This is a genomic window from Herbidospora sakaeratensis, assembly GCF_001570525.1.
Taxonomy (GTDB): domain Bacteria; phylum Actinomycetota; class Actinomycetes; order Streptosporangiales; family Streptosporangiaceae; genus Herbidospora; species Herbidospora sakaeratensis.
This window is the reverse complement of sequence record NZ_BBXC01000015.1, coordinates 155642-173805: the sequence shown is the minus strand read 5'-3', so window position 1 is coordinate 173805 and position 18164 is coordinate 155642. Positions and strand designations below refer to the sequence as shown.

Below are 18164 nucleotides of genomic sequence, written 5' to 3'. Positions count from 1 at the left end.
CGCACACCCTAGCCACGGCGGCCGACAAAACGCTCAACCGGCCCGTTCGACCGGAAAGATCATCAAGAGCATGACCTGCGGACCGTCGCCGTCGGTCGGGGCGAAGTGGGCTCTGACCCGGTAGTCGCCCCGCTGCAGGCCCGGCACCTTCAGGCCGTTCTCGCCCGTCATCGGGTCGTACAGCTCCAGATGGCCGGTGAGGCTCCGGTACCCGACCTCGACCACCTGCTCCCAGCCCTTCCTCTCCAGCGGGGGCCGCTTCCGGTAGACCTGGGCGGTCAGGCAGACGTCGAAGTCGGGGTGGACGCGCAGCGCGAGCACACCCGGAGCGGCGCCGATGAGCGGGGCTTCCGGCGCGTCCCAGTCGCCCTCCTCCTCCACGCCCGGGTCCCACGATTCGATGGCGCCGTAATCGGTCCACTTCCGGGCGCTGACCACGTGGGTCGGCCTGATCCTCGGCCGGTGGCGGTTCAGGTCGCAGAAGACGTCGGCCGCCGCGTCGGCCACGGCGTAGGAGGCTTCTTCGGCGGTGAACCACGCCGTCGCGTCGCGGTGGGCCAGTGGGCAGATCGGGGAGAGCTCGGTGTCCGAGAGCTCGCTGTGGGGGTGGCGCGCACAGTCCGCGCGGCCGTAGGCCAGCAGGTCGCGGTCGGGGATGCCCGGGTAGCGCCCGCCGCTGCGCGCCCCGCAGAGGAACGCGTCGTCGCCGACGTCGAGGTCGTCGGTGTGGGTCGGCTTGAGGCAGTCGGGTTCGGTGATCGCGCCCCGGTGCCCGTCGGTCTGCGCCAGGGCGACGACCAGGCCGGTCGCCGCCAGCCGGGCGAACGCGCGGCGCACCCCCGGCCGGGACGGCAGCCGCATGAGACTCCCGGGTCGCCGCCGGGCGGCCGCCAGCAGCAGGAACCCGTTCAGCGCCCCCAGCGCGACGGGCGGCACGAGCACCCGGACGCCGTCCCAGCCCGCCCATGAGTACTCGAAGCACATCGGGTCGCGCACCAGGTCGAGCGCCAACAGGACGAGCCGCCAGCCGTGGCCGATCACCAGCCACCATCCCATGATCCGGACCGCCGCCCGAGCGGCCCGGGATCCGCCTGCCGCGGCAAGTACCACTGCGGCCAGCATGACCAGGGCGAGCCCGCCGAAGACGAGGATTTCGGTGAGGCCGGCGCCGGCCAGTCCCAGACCGAAGAGCCGGGGCCCTCCGAGGGCCGTGCGGGCGATCCACTCGGGCTCGTCGAGCCGCCCCAGGTGGCGCGCGACCGCGAAGTGGAGATCGCTGCCCAGGCAGTCGCCGAAGCCGGGGAACAGCACCCCGAACCGCAGCCCCTCACGCGTCGACATGGAGACGAGGGCGCCCGCCGAGATCACGGACGCGAGGGTCAGGCAGATCGATGATCTTCGGGACATGGGCGGCAACCCTAGCGAGGCCCGCCGACAGAGTGGTATAAAACCATCCTGTTACATAACTGGAAGGTTATTCATCCATGCTGGACGCCACGTTCGCCGCCCTGGCCGATCCCACCCGCCGGGCGATCCTGGCCCGGCTCGCGCAGGGCGAGGCCACGGTGAACGAGCTGGCCGCCCCGTTCGCGATGAGCCAGCCGGCCGTCTCCAAGCACCTCAAGGTGCTGGAGAAGGCGGGCCTGATCACCCGGGGGAGGGACGCCCAGCGCCGCCCCTGCCGCCTGGCCGCCGAGCCGCTGCGGGAGGCGACCGAATGGCTGGCCGATTACCGCGACTACTGGGAGGAGAGCTTCCAGCGGCTCGACTCCCTGTTGCGGGGCGCGGAGTGACCTCGGGAACGGCAGGAGAACACGCGGATGCGGAGGCGGGCACCCGGGTCGTCGCCCGGGGCGATCGGGAGATCGTCGTCACCCGCCGGTTCGCCGCGCCGCGTGACCGGGTGTTCGCCGCGCTGACCGTGCCCGACCTGCTCGTGCGGTGGTACGGCGCGAAGGGGTGGCGGCTGGTGGAGTGTTCGTTCGAGGCGGCGGCCGGGAGCGCCTACGTGTTCGTCTCGGAGGGGCCGGGCGGGGCGCGGATGACGCAGCGCGGGGAGGTGCGGGCCGTCGAACCGCCGGTGTCGATCACCCTCAGCGAGGTCTTCGACGAGCAGTCGTATCCCGGGGTCACCCTGATCACCCACGACCTCGCCGAGGAGGGGCCCGCGACCCTGCTCACCACCACGATCCGTTATGCCACCCCCGACGGGCGGGCGACCGCGCTGCGGTATCCGATGGCCAGGGGGATGGCCGAGTCGTACACGAGATTCGATCTGCTGTTGGAAGGACAGGCATGAACTGGACCCTCGAAGTGGTCGTGGTGCCCGTGTCGGACGTCGACCGGGCCAAGGCCTTCTACGCCGACCGGCTGGGCTTCGCCGTCGACCACGACACGGCGTTCGGCGACGACGTCAGGATCGTGCAGCTGACCCCGCCCGGGTCGGGCTGCTCGATCGTGATCGGGAAGGGGGCGGTGCCGCAGATGCCGCCGGGGTCGCTCAAGGGGCTCCAACTGGTGGTGCCGGACATCCGGAAGGCGCACGCGCTGCTCGTGGAGCGGGGGGTCGCCGTGACCGACGTACAGAAGATCGGCGAGAACCCCCAAGAGGTGCCCGATCCCCTCGACAACGTCGGGTTCGTGTTCTTCGACGACCCCGACGGGAACGGGTGGGCGGTGCAGCAGATCTCCTCGCGCGGCTGACCGCCCACGGTTCTCAGTCGGTCGCCAGGATCATGTCGGACGCCTTCACGTAGGCCGTGACCCGGCTGCCGATCCCCAGGCCGAGCTCCTCGGCCGCCTCGGTGGTGATCGACGCGACCAGCCGGAGGCCGCCCGCCGACAGTTCGACGTTGGCGGTGGCCTCGCCCTTCGTGATCCCGGTGACCTCGGCCGGGATCGTGTTGCGTGCACTCAGTTTCATGATCGTCCTTTGCCCGGGCTTACGGGGGCGGAATCACCGTGTCCGTAGAGTAGGAATCGGACGAAAGGGGTAAGTCATGCGCCTGGACGGCACGGTCGCCCTGGTCACAGGGGCGTCGAGCGGAATCGGGGAGGCCGCCGCTGTGGCGCTCGCCCACCAGGGCGCCGCGGTGGCGGTGGTCGCCCGGCGGCGGGAGCGCCTGGAGGACCTGGCCGCCCGGATCGGCAAGGACGGCGGCCGGGTTCTGGTGATCGAGGCCGACGTGACCGACGAGGCGCAGGCCCGCGCGGCCGTCGAGCGCACCGCCTCGGAGCTCGGCCGGATCGACACCCTGGTCAACAACGCCGGCGTCATGCTCCTCGGGCCCGCCCAGGACGCGCCGGTCGCCGAATGGCAGCGCATGGTCGAGGTGAACGTCCTGGGCCTGCTCTACTGCGCGCACGCCGCGCTGCCGCACCTGATCAGGGCCGCCGACGACGGGCCCCGCTACGTCGCCGACATGGTCAACATCTCGTCGGTCGCCGGGCGCATCGCCCGCAGCGGGAGCGGCGTCTACAACCTCACCAAGCACGGCGTCGGCGCGTTCAGCGAGGCGCTGCGGCAGGAGGTCACCAAGAAACACGTGCGGATCTCGCTGGTCGAGCCGGGCGCGGTCGAGACCGAGCTCGCCGGGCACAACCGGCCCGAGGTGCTGGAGGGCATCCGGAGCACCTTCGGCGACATCGAGCGCATGCAGCCCGAGGACATCGCCGACGCCATCGCCTACGTCGTCACCCGGCCCCGGCACGTCGCGATCAACGAGGTGCTCATCCGGCCGACGGAGCAGGAACGGTAAGCCCAGGAACGGCAAGCCAGGGAGGGCGAGATGCCGAAAGCCTACGTGTACCGGGAATACGGCGGCCCCGAGGTCGAGGAGTTCGCCGACCTGCCCAAACCGACCGCCGGTCCGGGCCAGGTGGTCGTGAAGGTGAGGGCCGCCGGGGTCAACCCGGCCGACTGGAAACGCCGCACCGGCTGGCGCGGGCCGGGCGTCAACCCCGACCACTTCCCGGCCGTCTTCGGCAACGAGGTCGCCGGGGTCATCGCCGAGATCGGACCCGGCGTCACCGGGCTCAAGCCGGGGGAGGCCGTCTTCGGCAGCCCGCTGAAGGGCGGTTACGCCGAGTACGCCCTCCTCCCGGCGGCCGGCCTGGCCCGCAAGCCCGACGTGGTGTCGTTCGAGGACGCCGCCACCCTCCCGGTCGCCGCCGCCACGGCCTACGACGGCCTGCGCCAGCTCGGCCTGCCCGCCGGGGGCACCCTGCTGATCACCGGTGTCGGCGGGGGCGTCGGCACGGCCGCCGCGCAGATCGCCCGGCACGCCGGGGTGCGCGTGGTCGGCACCGCCGACCCGGCCAAGCGCGAGTTCGTCGAGTCGCTGGGGGCGGCGTACGTGGAACCGGGCCCCGGCGTCGCCGAGCGGGTGCGCGCGGTGGCCCCGCAGGGGGTCGACGGGATCTACGACCTGGTCGGCGGCGACGCGCTCCGCGAGGTCGCGCCGGTGCTCAAGGACCACTCGAAGCTGATCTCCGCCGGAGACCAGACCACGGCCCGGGACCTCGGCGGCGGGCCGGTCGCGCGGGCCCGCACCAAGGAGGTGCTGGGCGCGGTCGCCGACCTGGTGGCCGACGGCGTGCTCGACCCCCACGTGACCGCGACCTACCCGCTCGACCAGGCCGACCGGGCGTTGAGGGAGGTCGAGAACGGACACGCGAAAGGCAAGATCGTCATCACCGCGTGAGCGGTTCGCGGCGGCCCGGGTGGCCCGGCTGGCCACCTCGGGCCCGCACGTGGTGCCGGTGACGTTCGCCCTGGAGGGCGAGACGATCGTGACGGCCGTCGACCACAAGCCGAAGACGACCCGGCGGCTGCGCCGCCTGGACAACATCGCGGCCGATCCCCGGGTGAGCGTGCTCGCCGACCACTACGAGGAGGACTGGGGGCGGTTGTGGTGGGTGCGGGCGGACGGGACCGCCCGGGTCGTCGAGGAATGGCCGGTCGATTCGTTGACGGCAAAATATCCGCAATATCGGGAAATTCCGCCTGACGGGCCGTTCATCGTGATTGACGTACATCTATGGCGGCATTGGACGGCACTGCCAGACTAGGCGCATGCCGTTATGGGGGAGACGCCTGCTGGTCGTCATGGCGATCTGGCTGACGGCGCTCGCGTTCGAGCACTGGTCGCCGATGGACGACGACTTCGCCGACGTCGTGCTGTTCTTCACGGCCCCTCTGACGATGGGCCTGATCCTCGGCCTGCTGGCACGTCTGCCCTGGTGGCTGCCCGTGGGTCTGCTGGCCTTTCCCGGCACCTTCTTCCTGATGTCCGTCGCGTCGCCGTGGCTCGACCTGCTCGAAGTGGACACCCCGCCGTTGCCGGTCGGCGTGGCCTTTCCGGCGCTCGGATATCTGATCGTCTCGTGGTTGTTCTCGCCCGGATTCCGCTGGCCGAAGATCGGCCTGAGCGCGATCCTCGTCGTGGGATTCGCGGTGACCGGTCCGCTGGAGGAGTCCAGATCCGACGCCGAGTTTCACGACATGATCACCTCTGCGGGCGTGCCCCTGGTCGTGCCGATCATCCCCGGGCACACCCTGGCCTCGTCGAGCAGCCTCCCGATGGACGGGAACATCGGGCTGACCTACGAGTCGCCCGACGGGGAGACCAGGGTCGAGGTCTTCCTCCACCCGGAGACGAGCGAACCCGAGGAGATGTGCCTCGACCCGGCTCCCCTGCTCGCCATAGATGAGAACGTCGACTGCCGTGAGGCCGCGCCCGGGGTGTGGGTCAGGACCGCGCCCGGCTGGGTGAGGGCGCTCGGCCGGGCCGGCGGCGTGACCATGCAGATGATCGCGCACGACGTGCCCGAAGACGTGCTGGTGCGCGGCTTCGGGCAGACCCGGCCGGTGACGCCGGAGGAACTCGGCGAGCTCAGGGACGTCTGAAGGCCGCCCGCAGGTTCCGCGCCACGTGTTCCCTGGCCTCGTCGGCGGCGTCGAAGAAGCCCGGGAAGGTGACGAACCCGTGCAGCGCGCCCGCGTAGTCGCGGTAGTCGACCGGCACCCCGGCCTCCTCCAGCGCCTCCGCGTAGGCCCGCCCCTCGTCCCGGAGCACGTCGTACTCGGCGGTGACGACGGTCGCCGGAGCCAGGCCCGACTTGTCCTTCAGACGGAGGGGGGACAGGCGCGGGTCGCGGGGGTCGGCGCCGGGGGCGTACTTGCGGACGACCCAGGCCATGTCGGTCACGCTGAGGCCGAAGCCGTGGGCGAACGCCGAATAGCTCGGGGTGTCCATGGCCACGTCGGTGACCGGGTAGATCAGGGCCTGGTGGGCGAGGGGCAACCCGGCGTCGCGGGCCAGCCAGGCGGTCACGGCGGCCAGGTTGCCCCCGGCGCTGTCGCCCGCGACGGCGACCTGTCCCGGCACGGCGTCGTAGCCGGAGGGGCGCTCGAAGACGTCGCGGACCACCGCCCAGGCGTCGTCGACGGCGGCCGGGAAGACGTGCTCGGGGGCCAGCCGGTAGTCGGCCATGACGACCACCGCTCCGGTGCGGACCGCCAGGTCACGGCCGAGGGGGTCGAGCTGGGGGAGAGTACCGTAGACCCAGCCGCCGCCGTGCAGGTAGACCACCACGGGAAGGGGCGTCTCGCCGGTGGGGCGGTAGACGCGTACGGGAACCCCGGCGGCCGTCGTGTCGACGGCGGAGAACACGTCGACGGGGGCCCCGCGCTCGACGCTCTTGTTGTCGAGCTGACGCAGGACGGCCACCTCGTCGTCGGTGAGCGCGTCGAGGTCGGCGCCGGCCACGGGCGGGAAACGGTCGAGGAAGAATTGGGACTGCGGGTGCAGCGGCATGCGCGAGAACATACTCGACTTCGAGGGACGAATCTGCTCTGACGGTGAGCAATCGTCCAGACACCAAGAGGTCATCAACGGCAGGTAAGCGGACCCTAACGAACGACCTGATCACAAGTGCACTTCGGTGGGTCCCCCTGAAGAAGAACTGTGAGAGACTCCAGCATTGCGGGGCGGTAGCTCAGCCGGTCAGAGCATCGGACTCATAATCCGTGGGTCGTGGGTTCAAGTCCCACCCGCCCTACTCAAAACCCCAGGCCAACTCGCCGACGAGCGGACGGCCCTCCACAGGATATCCGGTGATCAACGCAAGATGATCATTGGACCGTGCCGGAGAGCGGCCCGGTTGCGAGCCGGGCCGTCTCCAGTCCCGATCACCGGCCGGGCGGCCGCCCGAAACGCTCGACCAGCGCCGCGTATCCCTGCGACCCGTCGATCCCCGACGTCAGCGACCTGAGGAACTCGGGCAGCTCGGTCGCGACGCCCAGGTGCCGCGACTCCTCGATCAGGTGGTCCATCGCCGCCACGTGCACGTCGAGCGTCGCGTCGAGCGGCGGGAAGTCGCCGGCGTCGACCTGGTCGGCGTAGGCCGCCAGCCAGCCCGTGACGGTCTCGACCCCCTTCGCGGCCAGCGGCACGTAGCCCGCCGCCCCGACCCCGGCCGCCCGGAGCAGGGCCGTGCCGTGCAGGAAGCCGTTGAGCAGGTTCCACATCAGGCTGACGACCGCCATCTCGTGCAGGGCGGCCAGCGCGTGGTCCTCGCCGAGGTAGACGGCGCCGCCGAGGAGCGCGAAGGTGGCCTCGTGGCGGTCGAACGCGGCCCGGTCGCCGGAGTAGACGATGGTCGCGTCGGCGGTGCCGATCCCGCCGGGGGCGGCCATGATCGCCCCGTCGAGGCCGTCCGGCGCCCACCGGGCCGTGTCGCGGGCCGACTGCGACGTGCCGGAGGAGAGGTTGACCAGGGTGACGGCCTTGCCGAGCCGGTCGGCGACCGCCGCGAAGTCGGAGACGCAGACGACGACCAGCTCGCTCGCCGTCACCGCCTCCTCAGGCGTCGCGGCTCGCTGGGCGCCGGCCAGGTCGTCGGCCTTGCCGGGGGTGCGGTTCCAGACGGTGACGGTACGTCCGCCGGCGAGGAGGGCCCGGGCCAGGGCGTGACCCATCAGGCCCAGGCCGATCACGGTGACATCGGTGGTCTGCATGGGAGAATCGTCAGGGTTCATACCGGTGTGAAGGTCAAGGGGGCACACGATGCTGATCGGGGAACTCAGCCGCAGAACCGGGGTCAACACGCACCAGCTGCGCTACTACGAGGCCCAGGGCCTGCTGGAACCCGCCCGGAGCCCCGGCGGCTACCGCGAGTACTCCGCCGACGCGGTCGGGACCGTGACCCGGATCCGGCGCATGCTCAAGGCGGGGTTGTCGACCCAGGAGATCGCGTTCCTCATGCCGTGCGCGACCGGTGAGCTGCCCGAGTTCCGGCCCTGCCCCGAGGTGTTCGACCTGCTGCGGTCACGGCTGGCGGGCATGGAGGAGCACATCGAGGCGCTGACGGAGACGTGCGCGGCGCTGCAGGACTACATCACCGCCACGGAGCGGCAGCCGCCCTACGTGCCCTGACCGGCTCAGCCGAGGTGGGCGACGATCTTCTGGCGCAGCACCATGGCCGCCATGGCCGCCGCGGCGGTCGTGCCCATCACCGCCAGGATCGTCGGCGTGGAGATCTCCAGGCCCGCCGACGCCACGATCACCGCGGCCGTCGCCGTCAGGCTCAGCACCGTCGTCGCCATCAGCAGGCTCGTGGACGTCGTCGTCTGCCGGCCCGTGTACGCGGCCAGCGCCGCCCCCACCACCAGCAGCGAGCCCACCACGCCGAGCACCGGCGGCAGCGTCTCGGTGGTCACGTCGCCGCTGGCCAGCATCTCCGTGTGGGTCACGACGTCGACCTCGCCGCCCAGGGAGGTCTGCAGGCGGTCGCGCAGCTCGCCGGGGTCGACGCCGGAGTCGGCGCGCACGTGCACCGCCTCGGTCTCCAGCGGCCCGACCAGGTCGGCCGCCGACATCGGCAGCACGCCGAGCGTGCCCCGCACGTCGAAGGTGGGGTTGCCGCGCGACGCGGTCACGCCGGTGATCTCGAAGGCGCGGTCGGCGCCGTTCCCGTGCACGGTGATCGTCTGGCCGACCTCCAGGTGCAGCTGGTCGGCGGTGCGCTTGTCCAGGACCGCGTCGGAGGCGCTGCGCGGGGCCTCGCCCTCCATACCCGACGACGACAGCAGCGCCATGTCGAGGGCGACCGCCTCCAGCGGGACCAGGGTGCCGAAGCCGACCAGGCCGACCTCGCCGCCCTGGACGGGGACGGCCTCGGCCACGCCGGGCACCGCGCGGATGTCGGAGACGGCCGTCGTGGGCAGGGACGGGATGGTCCCGAGCCCCGGGTAGCCTGCGGGGAGGACGGCCGCGTCGAAGGGGGATTCGTCGCCGGACAGGCACCGGGCGAGGTGCCAGCCGGCGCCCGAGAGGTGAAGGCCCGTGCCGATCAGGAGCAGACCGGCGAGTGCTGCGACGATGCAGCCCGCCAGCGCTCTGATACGGCGGCTGGTGCCCGACATTGACGTCCCCCATACGAGTTCTGCGAAATGGTCTCAAAATGGTCAACACCGCCGGGCCGCAAATAAAGCCCGACGGTGCTGAATCGACCGAAAACTTTACGTTCTACGGGCGGGTGTAGGTCACCGAGAAGGAGCCCGAGCCGCTGTAGGCGTGGACGCGGTAGCGGTAGGTGCCCGCACTGCCGGTGTAGGTGATGGACTCGTCGGCGGAGGCGCTGGTGCCGCTGGCGACGGTGGTCCAGGTCGAGCCGCTCAGGCGCTGGAGGTAGAGGTCGAAGTCGGTGCCGTTCGGGCCGTCGAGGCAGACGGTGTGCGTGCCGGCGTTGGCGCTGAACTGGCTGCTGTTGCCGTACTGGCCGCTGCTCAGCGAGCCCGTGAGGGTGCCGCCGTTGCAGGTGCCGCCGCCGGGCGGGGTGCCCGTGGTGGTCAGCGTCAGGCCGTAGACCGACAGGATCTCGTTGACCGGCTGGAAGTAGGTGGTGCCGCCGACGGAGCAGTTGCCGCTGCCGCCCGAGGTGACGCCCTGGGCCTGGGTGCCGGAGATCCACGAGCCGCCCGAGTCGCCGGGCTCGGCGCAGACGTTGGTGCGGGTCACGCCCGAGACGGTGCCCTGCGGGTAGGTGACCGAGGTGCCGATCTGCTGGACGGTGCCGCAGTGCCAGCCGGTGGTGGAGCCCGAGCGGCAGATGGAGCCGCCGACGACCTGGGCGGTCGAGCCCGCCACGGTGGCGGAGGTGCCGGCCACGGTCCCCGTCGGCACCCAGTTGGAGTTCACCGCGACCCAGGCGTAGTCGTTGCCGGGGAACGAGGAACCCTGGAAGGTGCCCTGGGCGACCCGGTTGTAGCCCTGGGTGGAGGCGCCCACGTTGCCGCAGTGGCCCGCGGTGACGAAGCCGGGGGTGCTGCCGCGGGTGACCGAGAAGCCGATGGAGCAGCGGCCCGAGTTGTTGATGTAGTAGGCGTCGCCGCCGCGCAGGTTGTAGTAGGGGACCGGCTGCTCGCTGGACGCGACGAAGGTCACGGCGGCCTTGTCGACCCCGGCGGCGGCCACGAACGCCTCGGCGGCGGCCTGGTCGCGGGTCTCGACGACGACCGAGTTCGACTTCACGTCGACGTAGTAGACGGGCACGGTCTGCGGGGCGGTCGCGGCGTCGAGCTTGTCTTTGAGCGCGGTCAGGTCGCCCAACGATCTGCTGACGAGCTGCGCCTTCGCGCCGCCGGCCTGGATCAGGCCGACCTTGGACGCGTCCGAGGTCGCGACGGTCAGCGCGTTCGCGGTGTCGCCGCTGAGCCAGGAGCCGCCGAAGGCGGCGCCGAGGTCGGTGCGGACCTTGCCTTCGAGCTTGCCGAGCCGGGCCTCGTTGACGAGGCGGAGCTGGGCCTGCTCGGCGGTGAGGTTGAGGTCGCGCTGGAGGGCCTCCACCATCGACGGTGCCGGTTTCGCCGGCGCCGCGACGGCGGCCGGGGCGGAGGACAGGACGAGGGCGACGCCCATGGTGAGGGCGCTCGCCGCGCTCAGGATGTGCCTGCTGCGCATCGATTCTCCTTGGGGGCTGGGAGTGCCCTGAACGTAAACTCCCGGCACGCCCCCGGAGGAGCCGTCGTTTGCCCCCTACCACCGTGTTATGGCCCGGTTATGGCCCCGGCTATGGCATGGTGCCGTATCCCGGGTTCCGGGCCAGCCAGTTGGAGTAGGCGGTGCTCTGCCGCACGGCGTCCAGATGCGAGAACTTGGCGTGGCTGACCACGGCGGGGGCCGACTGGGCGGCGGGGGTGTCCGGATGCCAGCCGAGCAGCTGCCGCCAGCGCAGCGGCGCCCCCCGCACGGGTAAGGCGACCATGCCCTCACTCCGGCGGAAGGTGGCCTGGCACAACGCCACGGCGCGGCCGACCCGCACCAGGTGGACGCAGGTCGCGACGTCGGTCTCGTAGATCGCCTCGGGGGCGAAGCCCGACCGCGACGCGGCCACGGCGAAGCACTCGCCGAAGCAGCCGTCGCCGGGGGTGACCGCCCACTGCTCCCTGGCGAAGTCGCCGAGCTCGACCTCCCGTTCCCCGGCGAGCGGATGCGACTCGGCGACCAGCACGAACACCGGGTCGTTGGCGACCAGCGCCCACGACAGCGCCTCGTCGCCGGGCGGCCGGGAGTCGCCGCAGACGCCGAAGAGCACGAAGTCGAGCCGGCCGAGCATCACCTTGGTGGCCAGTTCCCCGGTCGACCACGAGGTGGCGGTGGTGATCACGGCGCCGGGCTCGGCGGCGGCCAGCCGGTCGACCAGGCCGCCCAGGATCGGCCCGTTGGCGGCGCCGATGCGGTAGCGGCGGCCGTCGGGTTCGCCGTTGGCGAGCCGGGCGGCCTCCTCCTGCAGTTGCTGCACGGCCGGCAGTAACACCTGCGCGCGGGCGAGCACCAGCTCCCCGAGCGCGGTCGGGCGGGAACCGGTGTGGTCCCGCTCGAACAGGCTGCCCCCGAGTGCCCGTTCGATCCGCTTCAGCTGTGCGGTGAGCGCGGGCTGGGCGAGCCCGAGCGCACTGGCCGCCTTGGTGACGCTGCCGGTCTCGGCGACCATACGCACGATTCTCAGATGGCGGAGCTCCAGGTCCATAACGCGAAGGTATGACCCTCGAATAACTCCAGCAATGATGATTTGTCACACATTCTGACTAGTCATGTCGGAAAAGGTCCATCAAGACTCCGCCGCCGCCGTTAGCCCGCGGCAAGGCGCAGGGTAGGCCTCCCCAGACGAACGGGGGAGATGAGTGAGGACCTTTCTCGCGCTGGCGCTGCTCGTCGGCATGGCCGCGTGCGCCGCCGAGAAGCCCAGGGTGATGGGTCCGGCCGAGGTCATCGCCCGGGGGTTCAAGATCGGACTCATGCTCCCCGACCAGACGACCCCCCGGTGGGAGAAGTTCGACCGTCCGTACATCACCTCGTCGGTCGCCCAGCTCTGCCCCAACTGCGAGATCGTCCCGGTCAACGCCCAGGGCGACCCCGCGCAGCAGGGCCGCCAGCTCGACCAGCTGACCGCGCAGGGGATCAAGATCGTCATTCTCACCCCCGTCGACGCCCGGGGCATCCAGCCGTCGGTCGACCGCGCCGCCGCGCGGGCGGTCCGGATCGTCTCCTACGACCGCCTCGCCGAGGGCCCCATCGACGCCTACACCTCCTTCGACAACGTCGAGGTGGGCCGCCTGCAGGGCCAGGCCCTCGTCGAGGCGATCAGGGCGCGCGGCCGCAAAGGCCAGATCATCATGCTCAACGGCCCGGTCACCGACCCCAACTCCGCCGAGTTCAAGGCCGGCGCCCACGCGGCCCTCGACGGGCGGGTGCGCATCGGCGCCGAGTACTCCACCCCCGGCTGGAGCGCCGAGGAGGCCGAACGCGAGTCGGAGATGGCCATGGACCGGCTCGGCCTCGACACCATCGTCGGCGTGTACGCCGCCAACGACGGCCTCGCCGGCGGCGCCGCCGGCTCGATCCGCGACTCGGGCCTGCCCCCCGACACCCCGCTGACCGGCATGGACGCCGACCTGGACGCCATCCACCGCATCATGCTCGGCACCCAGACGATGACCATCTACAAGCCGATCCAGCCCGAGGCCCAGAACGCCGCGCAGCTGGCCGTCGACCTCGGCGCCGGACGGCCGATCAGGGGCACCAGCACGGTGAGCAACGACACCGAGGCGGACATCCCCGCCATGATCACCAAGGCGATCGTGGTGACCCGGTCGACGATCAAGGACACCGTCGTCAAGGACGGCTTCTGGACGGCCAACGAGGTCTGCAACCCCGCCGGCATGCGGTCGATGTGCGCGGAACTAGGCATCACCTGAGGTGTCGTCGGAGGGGTCGGGCACGTCCTTGGGCCGCAGCCGCTCCCAGAGCAGGAACACCCCGGCCAGCACGAGCATGCCGATCCCGGTCCACAGGTTGATGCGCACCCCTTCCGCCTTGGCGATCTCCTCGGCCCCGTCGAGGAGGCCGGCGACGACCAGGATCACGCCGTAGACGGCGAACAGGCCGCCCAGGATGCGGCGGATGTCGAACAACATCGGGTCCCCCTTACAGGAACGGCAGGTAGAAGGCGGCGGCCAGGACCAGCGCGCCGGAGCCGAGGACCACCGGCGAGCGGTACCACGCCCGGTCCCCGGCCAGGGAGTCGTCCTTGAGGTCGACGTCGGTCAGGCCGTACACCAGACCCCGCAGCTCCTCCTCCGGCTTGGGCGTGGTCACCAGCGTGATCACGACCGACACGATCGCGTCGACCAGGAACGCCGCCCCCGCCGCGACGAACGACGCGTTCAGGTCGGTGCCCAGGTCGATCAGGTCGGCCCGGTAGGGGATGTAGACCGCGAACGCCGCCAGGGTGCCCGCGATGATGCCCCAGAAGCCGGCCCACGGGGTCATCCGCTTCCAGAACAGGCCGATGATGAACGTCGCGAACAGGGGCGCGTTGAAGAACGCGAACAGCGCCTGGAGGTAGTTCATGATGTTCGAGAACCCGGCCGCGATGAACGCGGTCCCGATCCCGGCCACCACACCGCCGACGGTGGCGATCCGGCCCAGACGTACATAGAACTCGTCGGGCTTGTCGCCGTTCACGTGACCTTTCCAGATGTCGTACGTGAACACGGTGTTGAAGCCCGAGATGTTGGCCGCCATGCCGGCCATGAACGACGCGAGCAGGCCGGTCACCGCGACGCCGAGCACGCCGTTGGGCAGGAACTCGTTCATGAGCAGCGGGATCGCGTAGTTGTAGGCGGGCCCGCCGTCCTTGCCGAGGTTCGAGAACAACACCAGGGCGACGAGCCCCGGGATCACCGTCACCACCGGGATCAGCAGCTTCGGATAGGCCGCCACGATCGGCGTCAGCCGCGCCGCGTTGGTGTTGCGCGCCGACAACCCGCGCTGCACCTCGGCGAAGTTGGTCGTCCAGTAGCCGAACGACAACACGAACCCGAGCCCGAACACGATCCCGATCCAGCTCGCCCCCAGCGGATTGTCCGTGGTCGCGGTCGTCGACCACGTGTGCAGCCCGCCCTCGCCGAGCACGCTCTCGCGCACCTTCTGCCCGAGCCCCTCGAACCCGCCGACCCGGATCAGCCCGAGCACCACCACGGGCACCAGCCCCGCGATGATCACGAAGAACTGCATCACCTCGTTGTAGATCGCCGACGACAACCCGCCCAGCGTGATGTACGCCAGCACGATCGCCGCCGACACGATCACCGACAACCACAGGGGCCAGCCGAGCAGCGCCTCCATCACCAGGGCGAGCGCGTAGAGGTTGATCCCCGCGATCAGCACCTGCGCGACGGCGAACGCGATGGCGTTGAACAACTGGGTTGCCGGGTTGAACCTTCTTCTGAGGAACTCCGGGACGCTGTGCACCTTCGACCGGTAGTAGAACGGCATCATCACGATGCCGAGGAACACCATGGCCGGAATGGCGCCGATCCAGTAGTAGTGCACGGTCATGAGGCCGTACTGGGCTCCGTTGGCGGCCATGCCGAGGATCTCGATCGCCCCGAGGTTGGCGGAGACGAACGCGAGACCCGTGATCCACGCGGGCAGGGCACGCCCGGCGAGGAAGAAGTCGCTGGAGGAGCGGATGGCGCGGCGGGCGGCGAATCCGATGCCCACCACGACGGCGAAGTAGAGCGCCAGGATCAGATAGTCCAGCGCGTTGACATCCAGGCGGAGGTCCTGGGGAGCAAGAGCGAGCACGGACCCCCGCTACCCACGGAGCTCACGGTGTCACGCGGGCCACGGTGCGGGAGCTCAGTCGAGAAGACCGAGATACTGGGCCAGCCGCGCCTGAACCTGGGTCAGCAGGTCCTCGTCCAGGATGCCGGTCCGGTCTTCCAGGACCGACTTCATCAAGGGCTGGACTGCCGGCACTCTGATCCAACATTTCTTGAGGACGCCGCCTTGGCCCATGGCGAGTTGGATGTCATAGCGGGTACGCCGCCGCGTTGACCCCGAGATCGGGCAGGCCAGCACGAACGGCCAGCTGGGGTCGCCGTTCGACTCTCCACCGCTGACCAAGACGACAGGGCGACGTTCGTCGTGGATGACACGGTCTTCTTCGGGGATCAGGCGAAGCGACTTGTCGCGGACGAGGTAGACGCCGCCGGCCACATAAGGACCCGGCACTTATTCCTCTTCCCCCATGAGGTGCCGAGTGGCCTCGGCACGGTGGTCGGTGAACTGCGAACTCTCTTCGACCAGATCATCGACTCCGCCGGGCTCGTCGTCGGGCAATGGATTGCGGGCGGCCCATCGGCGGAGCCGGTTGAGGCCCGAACCCAGGTCGGGGAGCGGCGCCCCACCAGCTAGATCAAGTCGCACTTCGCGCCGATTCTGCTGAATCGCCATCTGCATCGGGGCCGTCTGATAGGTGAAGCTTTTCAGCTGCCCCGCAGACCATCGCCCGTATTCTGCGAGGACGGCATCGATGATCTCGACGAAATGGGCATCGACGACTGTCTGTGGCGCATCGATCAGGTAGATGACGCGTTCGCGATATCCGGCGAAGGGGTCGGCGCTCTCCTCGACGTCGATGACTCCAGCTTCGCTGAGGTCCCGCTCGATCTCGGCAAGGCGAAGGCTGTGCGGGCCGTAGTGACGCCATCGCCACTCCACACCCGATCCCGGGGGCAGGCCCTGCTCCACGGCGCGAAGATCGGCCAGGTAGAGGAGCTTGGCCAGTTTGGTGCGGTTGATGCGCATGCCGCTGGCGCGAGCCGTCGCGAGAAGATAGGCGACGGCTGCCGCAGGACCGCGAAGAGGCGCAGGGGCCGGCACGCTCTTCAGTGTAGGGACCGGTCGTGCCATGGCCAGCACCTCCCTCGGCGATTCATCGAATATCTGTTCTAGATTACCGTAGCCGGGTGACCTGCGCAGGCCAACGAACGAATTCAGGTCCGTTCCAGTGCGACGACCGGGATCTTGCGGCCGGCCGCCTTCTCGTGGTCGGAGAAGAACGGGAAGTTCTTCTTGATCTCCGACCACACCGCGTCGTACTCCGGGCCCTCCGTCGGCCGCGCGTTGGCGATGTAGACCTGGTCGCCGACCTCGACGGTGACCTCCGGGGTCTTGAGGAGGTTCCGGTACCACTCCGGATCGTCGGGCGCGCCGGCGGCCGAGGCCATGACCAGCAGGTGGTCGCCCTCGATGACGTACATCATCGGGGTCGTGTGGGGGCGGCCGGTGACGCGGCCGCGGGTGGTGAGGATCAGCAGGGCGCGGCCCTCGAACGGGCCGCCGCCCTTGTGGGCGCGGAACTCCTCGATCGTCTTGCGGTTGATCTCGCGGATGTCGCCGTCAGTCGGGTTGCTCATGCGCCCCATACTTGCCGGAAAAGCGGCTCTCAGTCCCACACCTCGGAGACCCGCGCGGCGACCGTCGGCGCCTGGGCGAGGCCGGCCTTGAAGGCGGGCGCCCACAGGCCCGGGTCGAGCACGTTGTCGCCGAACACGGCCTTGGCCGCCTCGTCGGGGCCGACCGACACGGTGCGCGCCGCGCCCGTCTTCTCCAGTTCCCGGGCCAGGCGCTCGGGCGGGACCATGCCGATGAGGGGCTCGAGCACGACGACCGTGCCGGCGCCCCTGGCCAGGTCGGCGTTGGTGCCGCTGCGCACGCCGCCGTCCATGTAGCGGGCGCCGTTGATCTCGACCGGCGGGTAGACGCACGGGACGGCGCAACTGGAGGCGACGGCGAGGGTCAGCTCGACCCCCGACTCGCGGGTCCAGACGACGAACTGGCCGGTGGCGGCGTCGACGGCGGTGATCTGGAGATCGCGCTCGGGCCACACCTTCACCGGCAGCCGGTCGCCGACCGACTCGATCCGGGCCATGCCGTCGACGACGGGCAGCGCCAGGGCCAGCTCGCCGACCCGTCGGCGGGCCTCCTTCGGCTCGACGTTCGGGTCGAAGAGGATCGCGAACGCCTGCATGACCGGGGCCATGTCGACCGCCGGTCGCGGGCCGTGGTCGGAGGTCGACTGGCGCGCGACGGCCTGCTCCAGGTCGGCGCCGGTGGCGATAAGGGTGCCGACGACCGACCCGGCGGACGTGCCGATGATCGTGTCGGCGGTGCCGAGGTCGACGCCTTCACGGCGCAGACCGGTGACAATCCCTGCTTCCCAGGCGATTCCGGCGATGCCCCCGCCGCCCAGGACCAATGCTCTCGTCATATACCGAATTATGTTCTATCGGCGTCGGCTTCGGGAGTGCGGCCCTCGCGGAACTCGGTCAAGACGGCCTCGCGGGCCTCGGGGGTCAGGTGGTCGATGTAGAGGATGCCGTTCAGGTGGTCGGTCTCGTGCTGGAAGCAGCGGGCCAGCACGCCCGTGCCGACCACGGTGATCGGCTCGCCCGTGAGGTCGAAGCCGTGGACGGTGGCCACGTTGGGGCGGCCCAGGGCGGCGCGCGGGCCGGGGACCGACAGGCAGCCCTCGCCGCCGACGTCGAACTCCTGCTCCTCCTCGGGCGGGAGCTCCAGGGTCGGGTTGACGACCACGCCCTTCTGGAAGACCTCGTCGGCGTCGGGGCAGTCGTAGACGAAGACGCGCAGGTCGACGCCGATCTGGTTGGCCGCCAGGCCGACGCCCTCGGCGGCGTACATGCTCTCGAACATGTCGTCGGCCAGGGCGGCGAGCTCGTCGTCGAACTTCTCCACCGGGCGGCACGGGGTGTGCAGGACCGGTGTCCCGACGATCGTGATGGGTCTCAT

General features: G+C 70.5%; 22 protein-coding genes, 1 tRNA gene and 1 pseudogene. 10 read left to right on the top strand and 14 right to left on the bottom strand.

What is annotated here, in order from left to right; translation table 11 throughout:
* Positions 1–33 precede the first annotated feature (33 nt).
* The gene (locus AW271_RS25045) at positions 34–1407 is read right to left on the bottom strand and encodes a hypothetical protein (protein WP_157554613.1); all 1374 of its coding nucleotides are present in this window, start codon (positions 1405–1407) and stop codon (positions 34–36) included.
* A gap of 77 nt (positions 1408–1484) precedes the next feature.
* Here AW271_RS25045 and AW271_RS25040 point away from each other — a divergent pair, with 77 nt between their 5' ends.
* Genes AW271_RS25040 through AW271_RS25030 form a run of 3 tightly spaced genes read left to right on the top strand, consistent with a single transcriptional unit; the run spans position 1485 to position 2703 of the window.
* Positions 1485–1793 carry an ArsR/SmtB family transcription factor gene (locus tag AW271_RS25040; protein WP_062340035.1) on the top strand — a complete coding sequence of 103 codons (309 nt, stop codon included), beginning with the start codon at positions 1485–1487 and terminating at the stop codon, positions 1791–1793.
* Complete coding sequence (locus tag AW271_RS25035; protein WP_083977176.1) at positions 1790–2299, top strand: SRPBCC domain-containing protein; 510 nt, start codon at positions 1790–1792, stop codon at positions 2297–2299. Before AW271_RS25040 ends, AW271_RS25035 begins: the two co-directional genes overlap by 4 nt.
* Positions 2296–2703 carry a VOC family protein gene (locus AW271_RS25030; RefSeq protein ID WP_062340034.1) on the top strand — a complete coding sequence of 136 codons (408 nt, stop codon included), beginning with the start codon at positions 2296–2298 and terminating at the stop codon, positions 2701–2703. The genes AW271_RS25035 and AW271_RS25030 overlap by 4 nt, the downstream gene beginning before the upstream one ends.
* 13 nt (positions 2704–2716) lie before the next feature.
* Here the strand turns inward: AW271_RS25030 and AW271_RS25025 are convergent, their stop codons facing one another.
* Positions 2717–2923: a TOBE domain-containing protein gene (locus tag AW271_RS25025; protein ID WP_062340033.1), complete on the bottom strand. Its 207-nt coding sequence runs from the start codon at positions 2921–2923 to the stop codon at positions 2717–2719.
* Positions 2924–2999: 76 nt separating this feature from the next.
* Here AW271_RS25025 and AW271_RS25020 point away from each other — a divergent pair, with 76 nt between their 5' ends.
* The 4 genes and pseudogenes from AW271_RS25020 to AW271_RS25005 all read left to right on the top strand — a co-directional run bounded on the left by AW271_RS25020 (position 3000) and on the right by AW271_RS25005 (position 5908).
* Entirely contained in the window at positions 3000–3758 is a 759-nt protein-coding gene (locus AW271_RS25020) for an SDR family NAD(P)-dependent oxidoreductase (RefSeq protein ID WP_062340032.1), read from the top strand.
* A gap of 30 nt (positions 3759–3788) precedes the next feature.
* On the top strand, positions 3789–4703 hold the full coding sequence (locus AW271_RS25015) for an NADP-dependent oxidoreductase (protein WP_062340031.1): 915 nt from the start codon (positions 3789–3791) through the stop codon (positions 4701–4703).
* Positions 4704–4713: 10 nt separating this feature from the next.
* Positions 4714–5070 (top strand): annotated as a pseudogene (locus AW271_RS25010) (TIGR03668 family PPOX class F420-dependent oxidoreductase); the annotation flags it as partial.
* 4 nt (positions 5071–5074) lie between these two features.
* Positions 5075–5908 carry a hypothetical protein gene (locus tag AW271_RS25005; RefSeq protein ID WP_157554609.1) on the top strand — a complete coding sequence of 278 codons (834 nt, stop codon included), beginning with the start codon at positions 5075–5077 and terminating at the stop codon, positions 5906–5908.
* Here AW271_RS25005 and AW271_RS25000 read toward each other — a convergent pair.
* On the bottom strand, positions 5895–6818 hold the full coding sequence (locus tag AW271_RS25000) for an alpha/beta hydrolase (protein ID WP_062340168.1): 924 nt from the start codon (positions 6816–6818) through the stop codon (positions 5895–5897). The genes AW271_RS25005 and AW271_RS25000 overlap by 14 nt on opposite strands.
* A gap of 170 nt (positions 6819–6988) precedes the next feature.
* Between AW271_RS25000 and AW271_RS24995 the strand changes: the two genes are divergently transcribed.
* A tRNA-Ile gene (locus tag AW271_RS24995) sits at positions 6989–7062 on the top strand.
* Positions 7063–7192: 130 nt separating this feature from the next.
* On the opposite strand, the gene AW271_RS24990 is transcribed toward AW271_RS24995, so the two are convergent.
* On the bottom strand, positions 7193–8020 hold the full coding sequence (locus AW271_RS24990) for an NAD(P)-dependent oxidoreductase (RefSeq protein WP_083977174.1): 828 nt from the start codon (positions 8018–8020) through the stop codon (positions 7193–7195).
* 49 nt (positions 8021–8069) lie between these two features.
* Between AW271_RS24990 and AW271_RS24985 the strand changes: the two genes are divergently transcribed.
* Positions 8070–8438: a MerR family transcriptional regulator gene (locus tag AW271_RS24985; RefSeq protein WP_062340027.1), complete on the top strand. Its 369-nt coding sequence runs from the start codon at positions 8070–8072 to the stop codon at positions 8436–8438.
* A gap of 5 nt (positions 8439–8443) precedes the next feature.
* On the opposite strand, the gene AW271_RS24980 is transcribed toward AW271_RS24985, so the two are convergent.
* The 3 genes from AW271_RS24980 to AW271_RS24970 form a co-directional block, all read right to left on the bottom strand.
* Complete coding sequence (locus tag AW271_RS24980) at positions 8444–9427, bottom strand: ABC transporter permease (RefSeq protein WP_062340026.1); 984 nt, start codon at positions 9425–9427, stop codon at positions 8444–8446.
* Positions 9428–9530: 103 nt separating this feature from the next.
* Entirely contained in the window at positions 9531–10964 is a 1434-nt protein-coding gene (locus AW271_RS42930) for a S1 family peptidase (RefSeq protein WP_062340025.1), read from the bottom strand.
* A gap of 109 nt (positions 10965–11073) precedes the next feature.
* Positions 11074–12033, bottom strand: a complete 960-nt coding sequence (locus AW271_RS24970) for a LysR family transcriptional regulator (protein ID WP_062340024.1) — start codon at positions 12031–12033, stop codon at positions 11074–11076.
* Between the two features lie 154 nt (positions 12034–12187).
* Between AW271_RS24970 and AW271_RS24965 the strand changes: the two genes are divergently transcribed.
* The gene (locus AW271_RS24965; protein ID WP_062340023.1) at positions 12188–13261 is read left to right on the top strand and encodes a sugar ABC transporter substrate-binding protein; all 1074 of its coding nucleotides are present in this window, start codon (positions 12188–12190) and stop codon (positions 13259–13261) included.
* Here AW271_RS24965 and AW271_RS24960 read toward each other — a convergent pair.
* The 7 genes from AW271_RS24960 to def all read right to left on the bottom strand — a co-directional run bounded on the left by AW271_RS24960 (position 13247) and on the right by def (position 18164).
* Positions 13247–13480, bottom strand: coding sequence for a hypothetical protein (locus AW271_RS24960; RefSeq protein ID WP_062340022.1), 234 nt, complete (start codon positions 13478–13480; stop codon positions 13247–13249). The two genes, AW271_RS24965 and AW271_RS24960, sit on opposite strands and share 15 nt — an antisense overlap.
* Positions 13481–13490: 10 nt before the next feature.
* On the bottom strand, positions 13491–15155 hold the full coding sequence (locus AW271_RS24955; protein WP_062340021.1) for a sodium:solute symporter family protein: 1665 nt from the start codon (positions 15153–15155) through the stop codon (positions 13491–13493).
* 54 nt (positions 15156–15209) lie between these two features.
* Entirely contained in the window at positions 15210–15584 is a 375-nt protein-coding gene (locus AW271_RS24950; RefSeq protein WP_062340020.1) for a type II toxin-antitoxin system PemK/MazF family toxin, read from the bottom strand.
* On the bottom strand, positions 15585–16235 hold the full coding sequence (locus tag AW271_RS24945; protein ID WP_169806402.1) for a type II toxin-antitoxin system antitoxin SocA domain-containing protein: 651 nt from the start codon (positions 16233–16235) through the stop codon (positions 15585–15587). It abuts the gene before it with no gap.
* 113 nt (positions 16236–16348) lie between these two features.
* Positions 16349–16771, bottom strand: a complete 423-nt coding sequence (locus AW271_RS24940) for a nitroreductase/quinone reductase family protein (RefSeq protein WP_062340018.1) — start codon at positions 16769–16771, stop codon at positions 16349–16351.
* Positions 16772–16800: 29 nt separating this feature from the next.
* Entirely contained in the window at positions 16801–17625 is an 825-nt protein-coding gene (locus AW271_RS24935) for a patatin-like phospholipase family protein (RefSeq protein ID WP_062340017.1), read from the bottom strand.
* Between the two features lie 8 nt (positions 17626–17633).
* Positions 17634–18164 carry a peptide deformylase gene (def, locus tag AW271_RS24930; RefSeq protein WP_439649002.1) on the bottom strand — a complete coding sequence of 177 codons (531 nt, stop codon included), beginning with the start codon at positions 18162–18164 and terminating at the stop codon, positions 17634–17636.

Coding starts and splice junctions, on each gene's coding strand:
- AW271_RS25045 (WP_157554613.1), bottom strand. CDS start 1,407: ATGTCCCGAAGATCATCGATCTGCCTGACCCTCGCGTCCGTGATCTCG.
- AW271_RS25040 (WP_062340035.1), top strand. CDS start 1,485: ATGCTGGACGCCACGTTCGCCGCCCTGGCCGATCCCACCCGCCGGGCG.
- AW271_RS25030 (WP_062340034.1), top strand. CDS start 2,296: ATGAACTGGACCCTCGAAGTGGTCGTGGTGCCCGTGTCGGACGTCGAC.
- AW271_RS25025 (WP_062340033.1), bottom strand. CDS start 2,923: ATGAAACTGAGTGCACGCAACACGATCCCGGCCGAGGTCACCGGGATC.
- AW271_RS25020 (WP_062340032.1), top strand. CDS start 3,000: ATGCGCCTGGACGGCACGGTCGCCCTGGTCACAGGGGCGTCGAGCGGA.
- AW271_RS25015 (WP_062340031.1), top strand. CDS start 3,789: ATGCCGAAAGCCTACGTGTACCGGGAATACGGCGGCCCCGAGGTCGAG.
- AW271_RS25005 (WP_157554609.1), top strand. CDS start 5,075: ATGCCGTTATGGGGGAGACGCCTGCTGGTCGTCATGGCGATCTGGCTG.
- AW271_RS25000 (WP_062340168.1), bottom strand. CDS start 6,818: ATGCCGCTGCACCCGCAGTCCCAATTCTTCCTCGACCGTTTCCCGCCC.
- AW271_RS24990 (WP_083977174.1), bottom strand. CDS start 8,020: ATGCAGACCACCGATGTCACCGTGATCGGCCTGGGCCTGATGGGTCAC.
- AW271_RS24985 (WP_062340027.1), top strand. CDS start 8,070: ATGCTGATCGGGGAACTCAGCCGCAGAACCGGGGTCAACACGCACCAG.
- AW271_RS24980 (WP_062340026.1), bottom strand. CDS start 9,427: ATGTCGGGCACCAGCCGCCGTATCAGAGCGCTGGCGGGCTGCATCGTC.
- AW271_RS42930 (WP_062340025.1), bottom strand. CDS start 10,964: ATGCGCAGCAGGCACATCCTGAGCGCGGCGAGCGCCCTCACCATGGGC.
- AW271_RS24970 (WP_062340024.1), bottom strand. CDS start 12,033: ATGGACCTGGAGCTCCGCCATCTGAGAATCGTGCGTATGGTCGCCGAG.
- AW271_RS24960 (WP_062340022.1), bottom strand. CDS start 13,480: ATGTTGTTCGACATCCGCCGCATCCTGGGCGGCCTGTTCGCCGTCTAC.
- AW271_RS24940 (WP_062340018.1), bottom strand. CDS start 16,771: ATGAGCAACCCGACTGACGGCGACATCCGCGAGATCAACCGCAAGACG.
- AW271_RS24935 (WP_062340017.1), bottom strand. CDS start 17,625: ATGACGAGAGCATTGGTCCTGGGCGGCGGGGGCATCGCCGGAATCGCC.
- def (WP_439649002.1), bottom strand. CDS start 18,164: ATGAGACCCATCACGATCGTCGGGACACCGGTCCTGCACACCCCGTGC.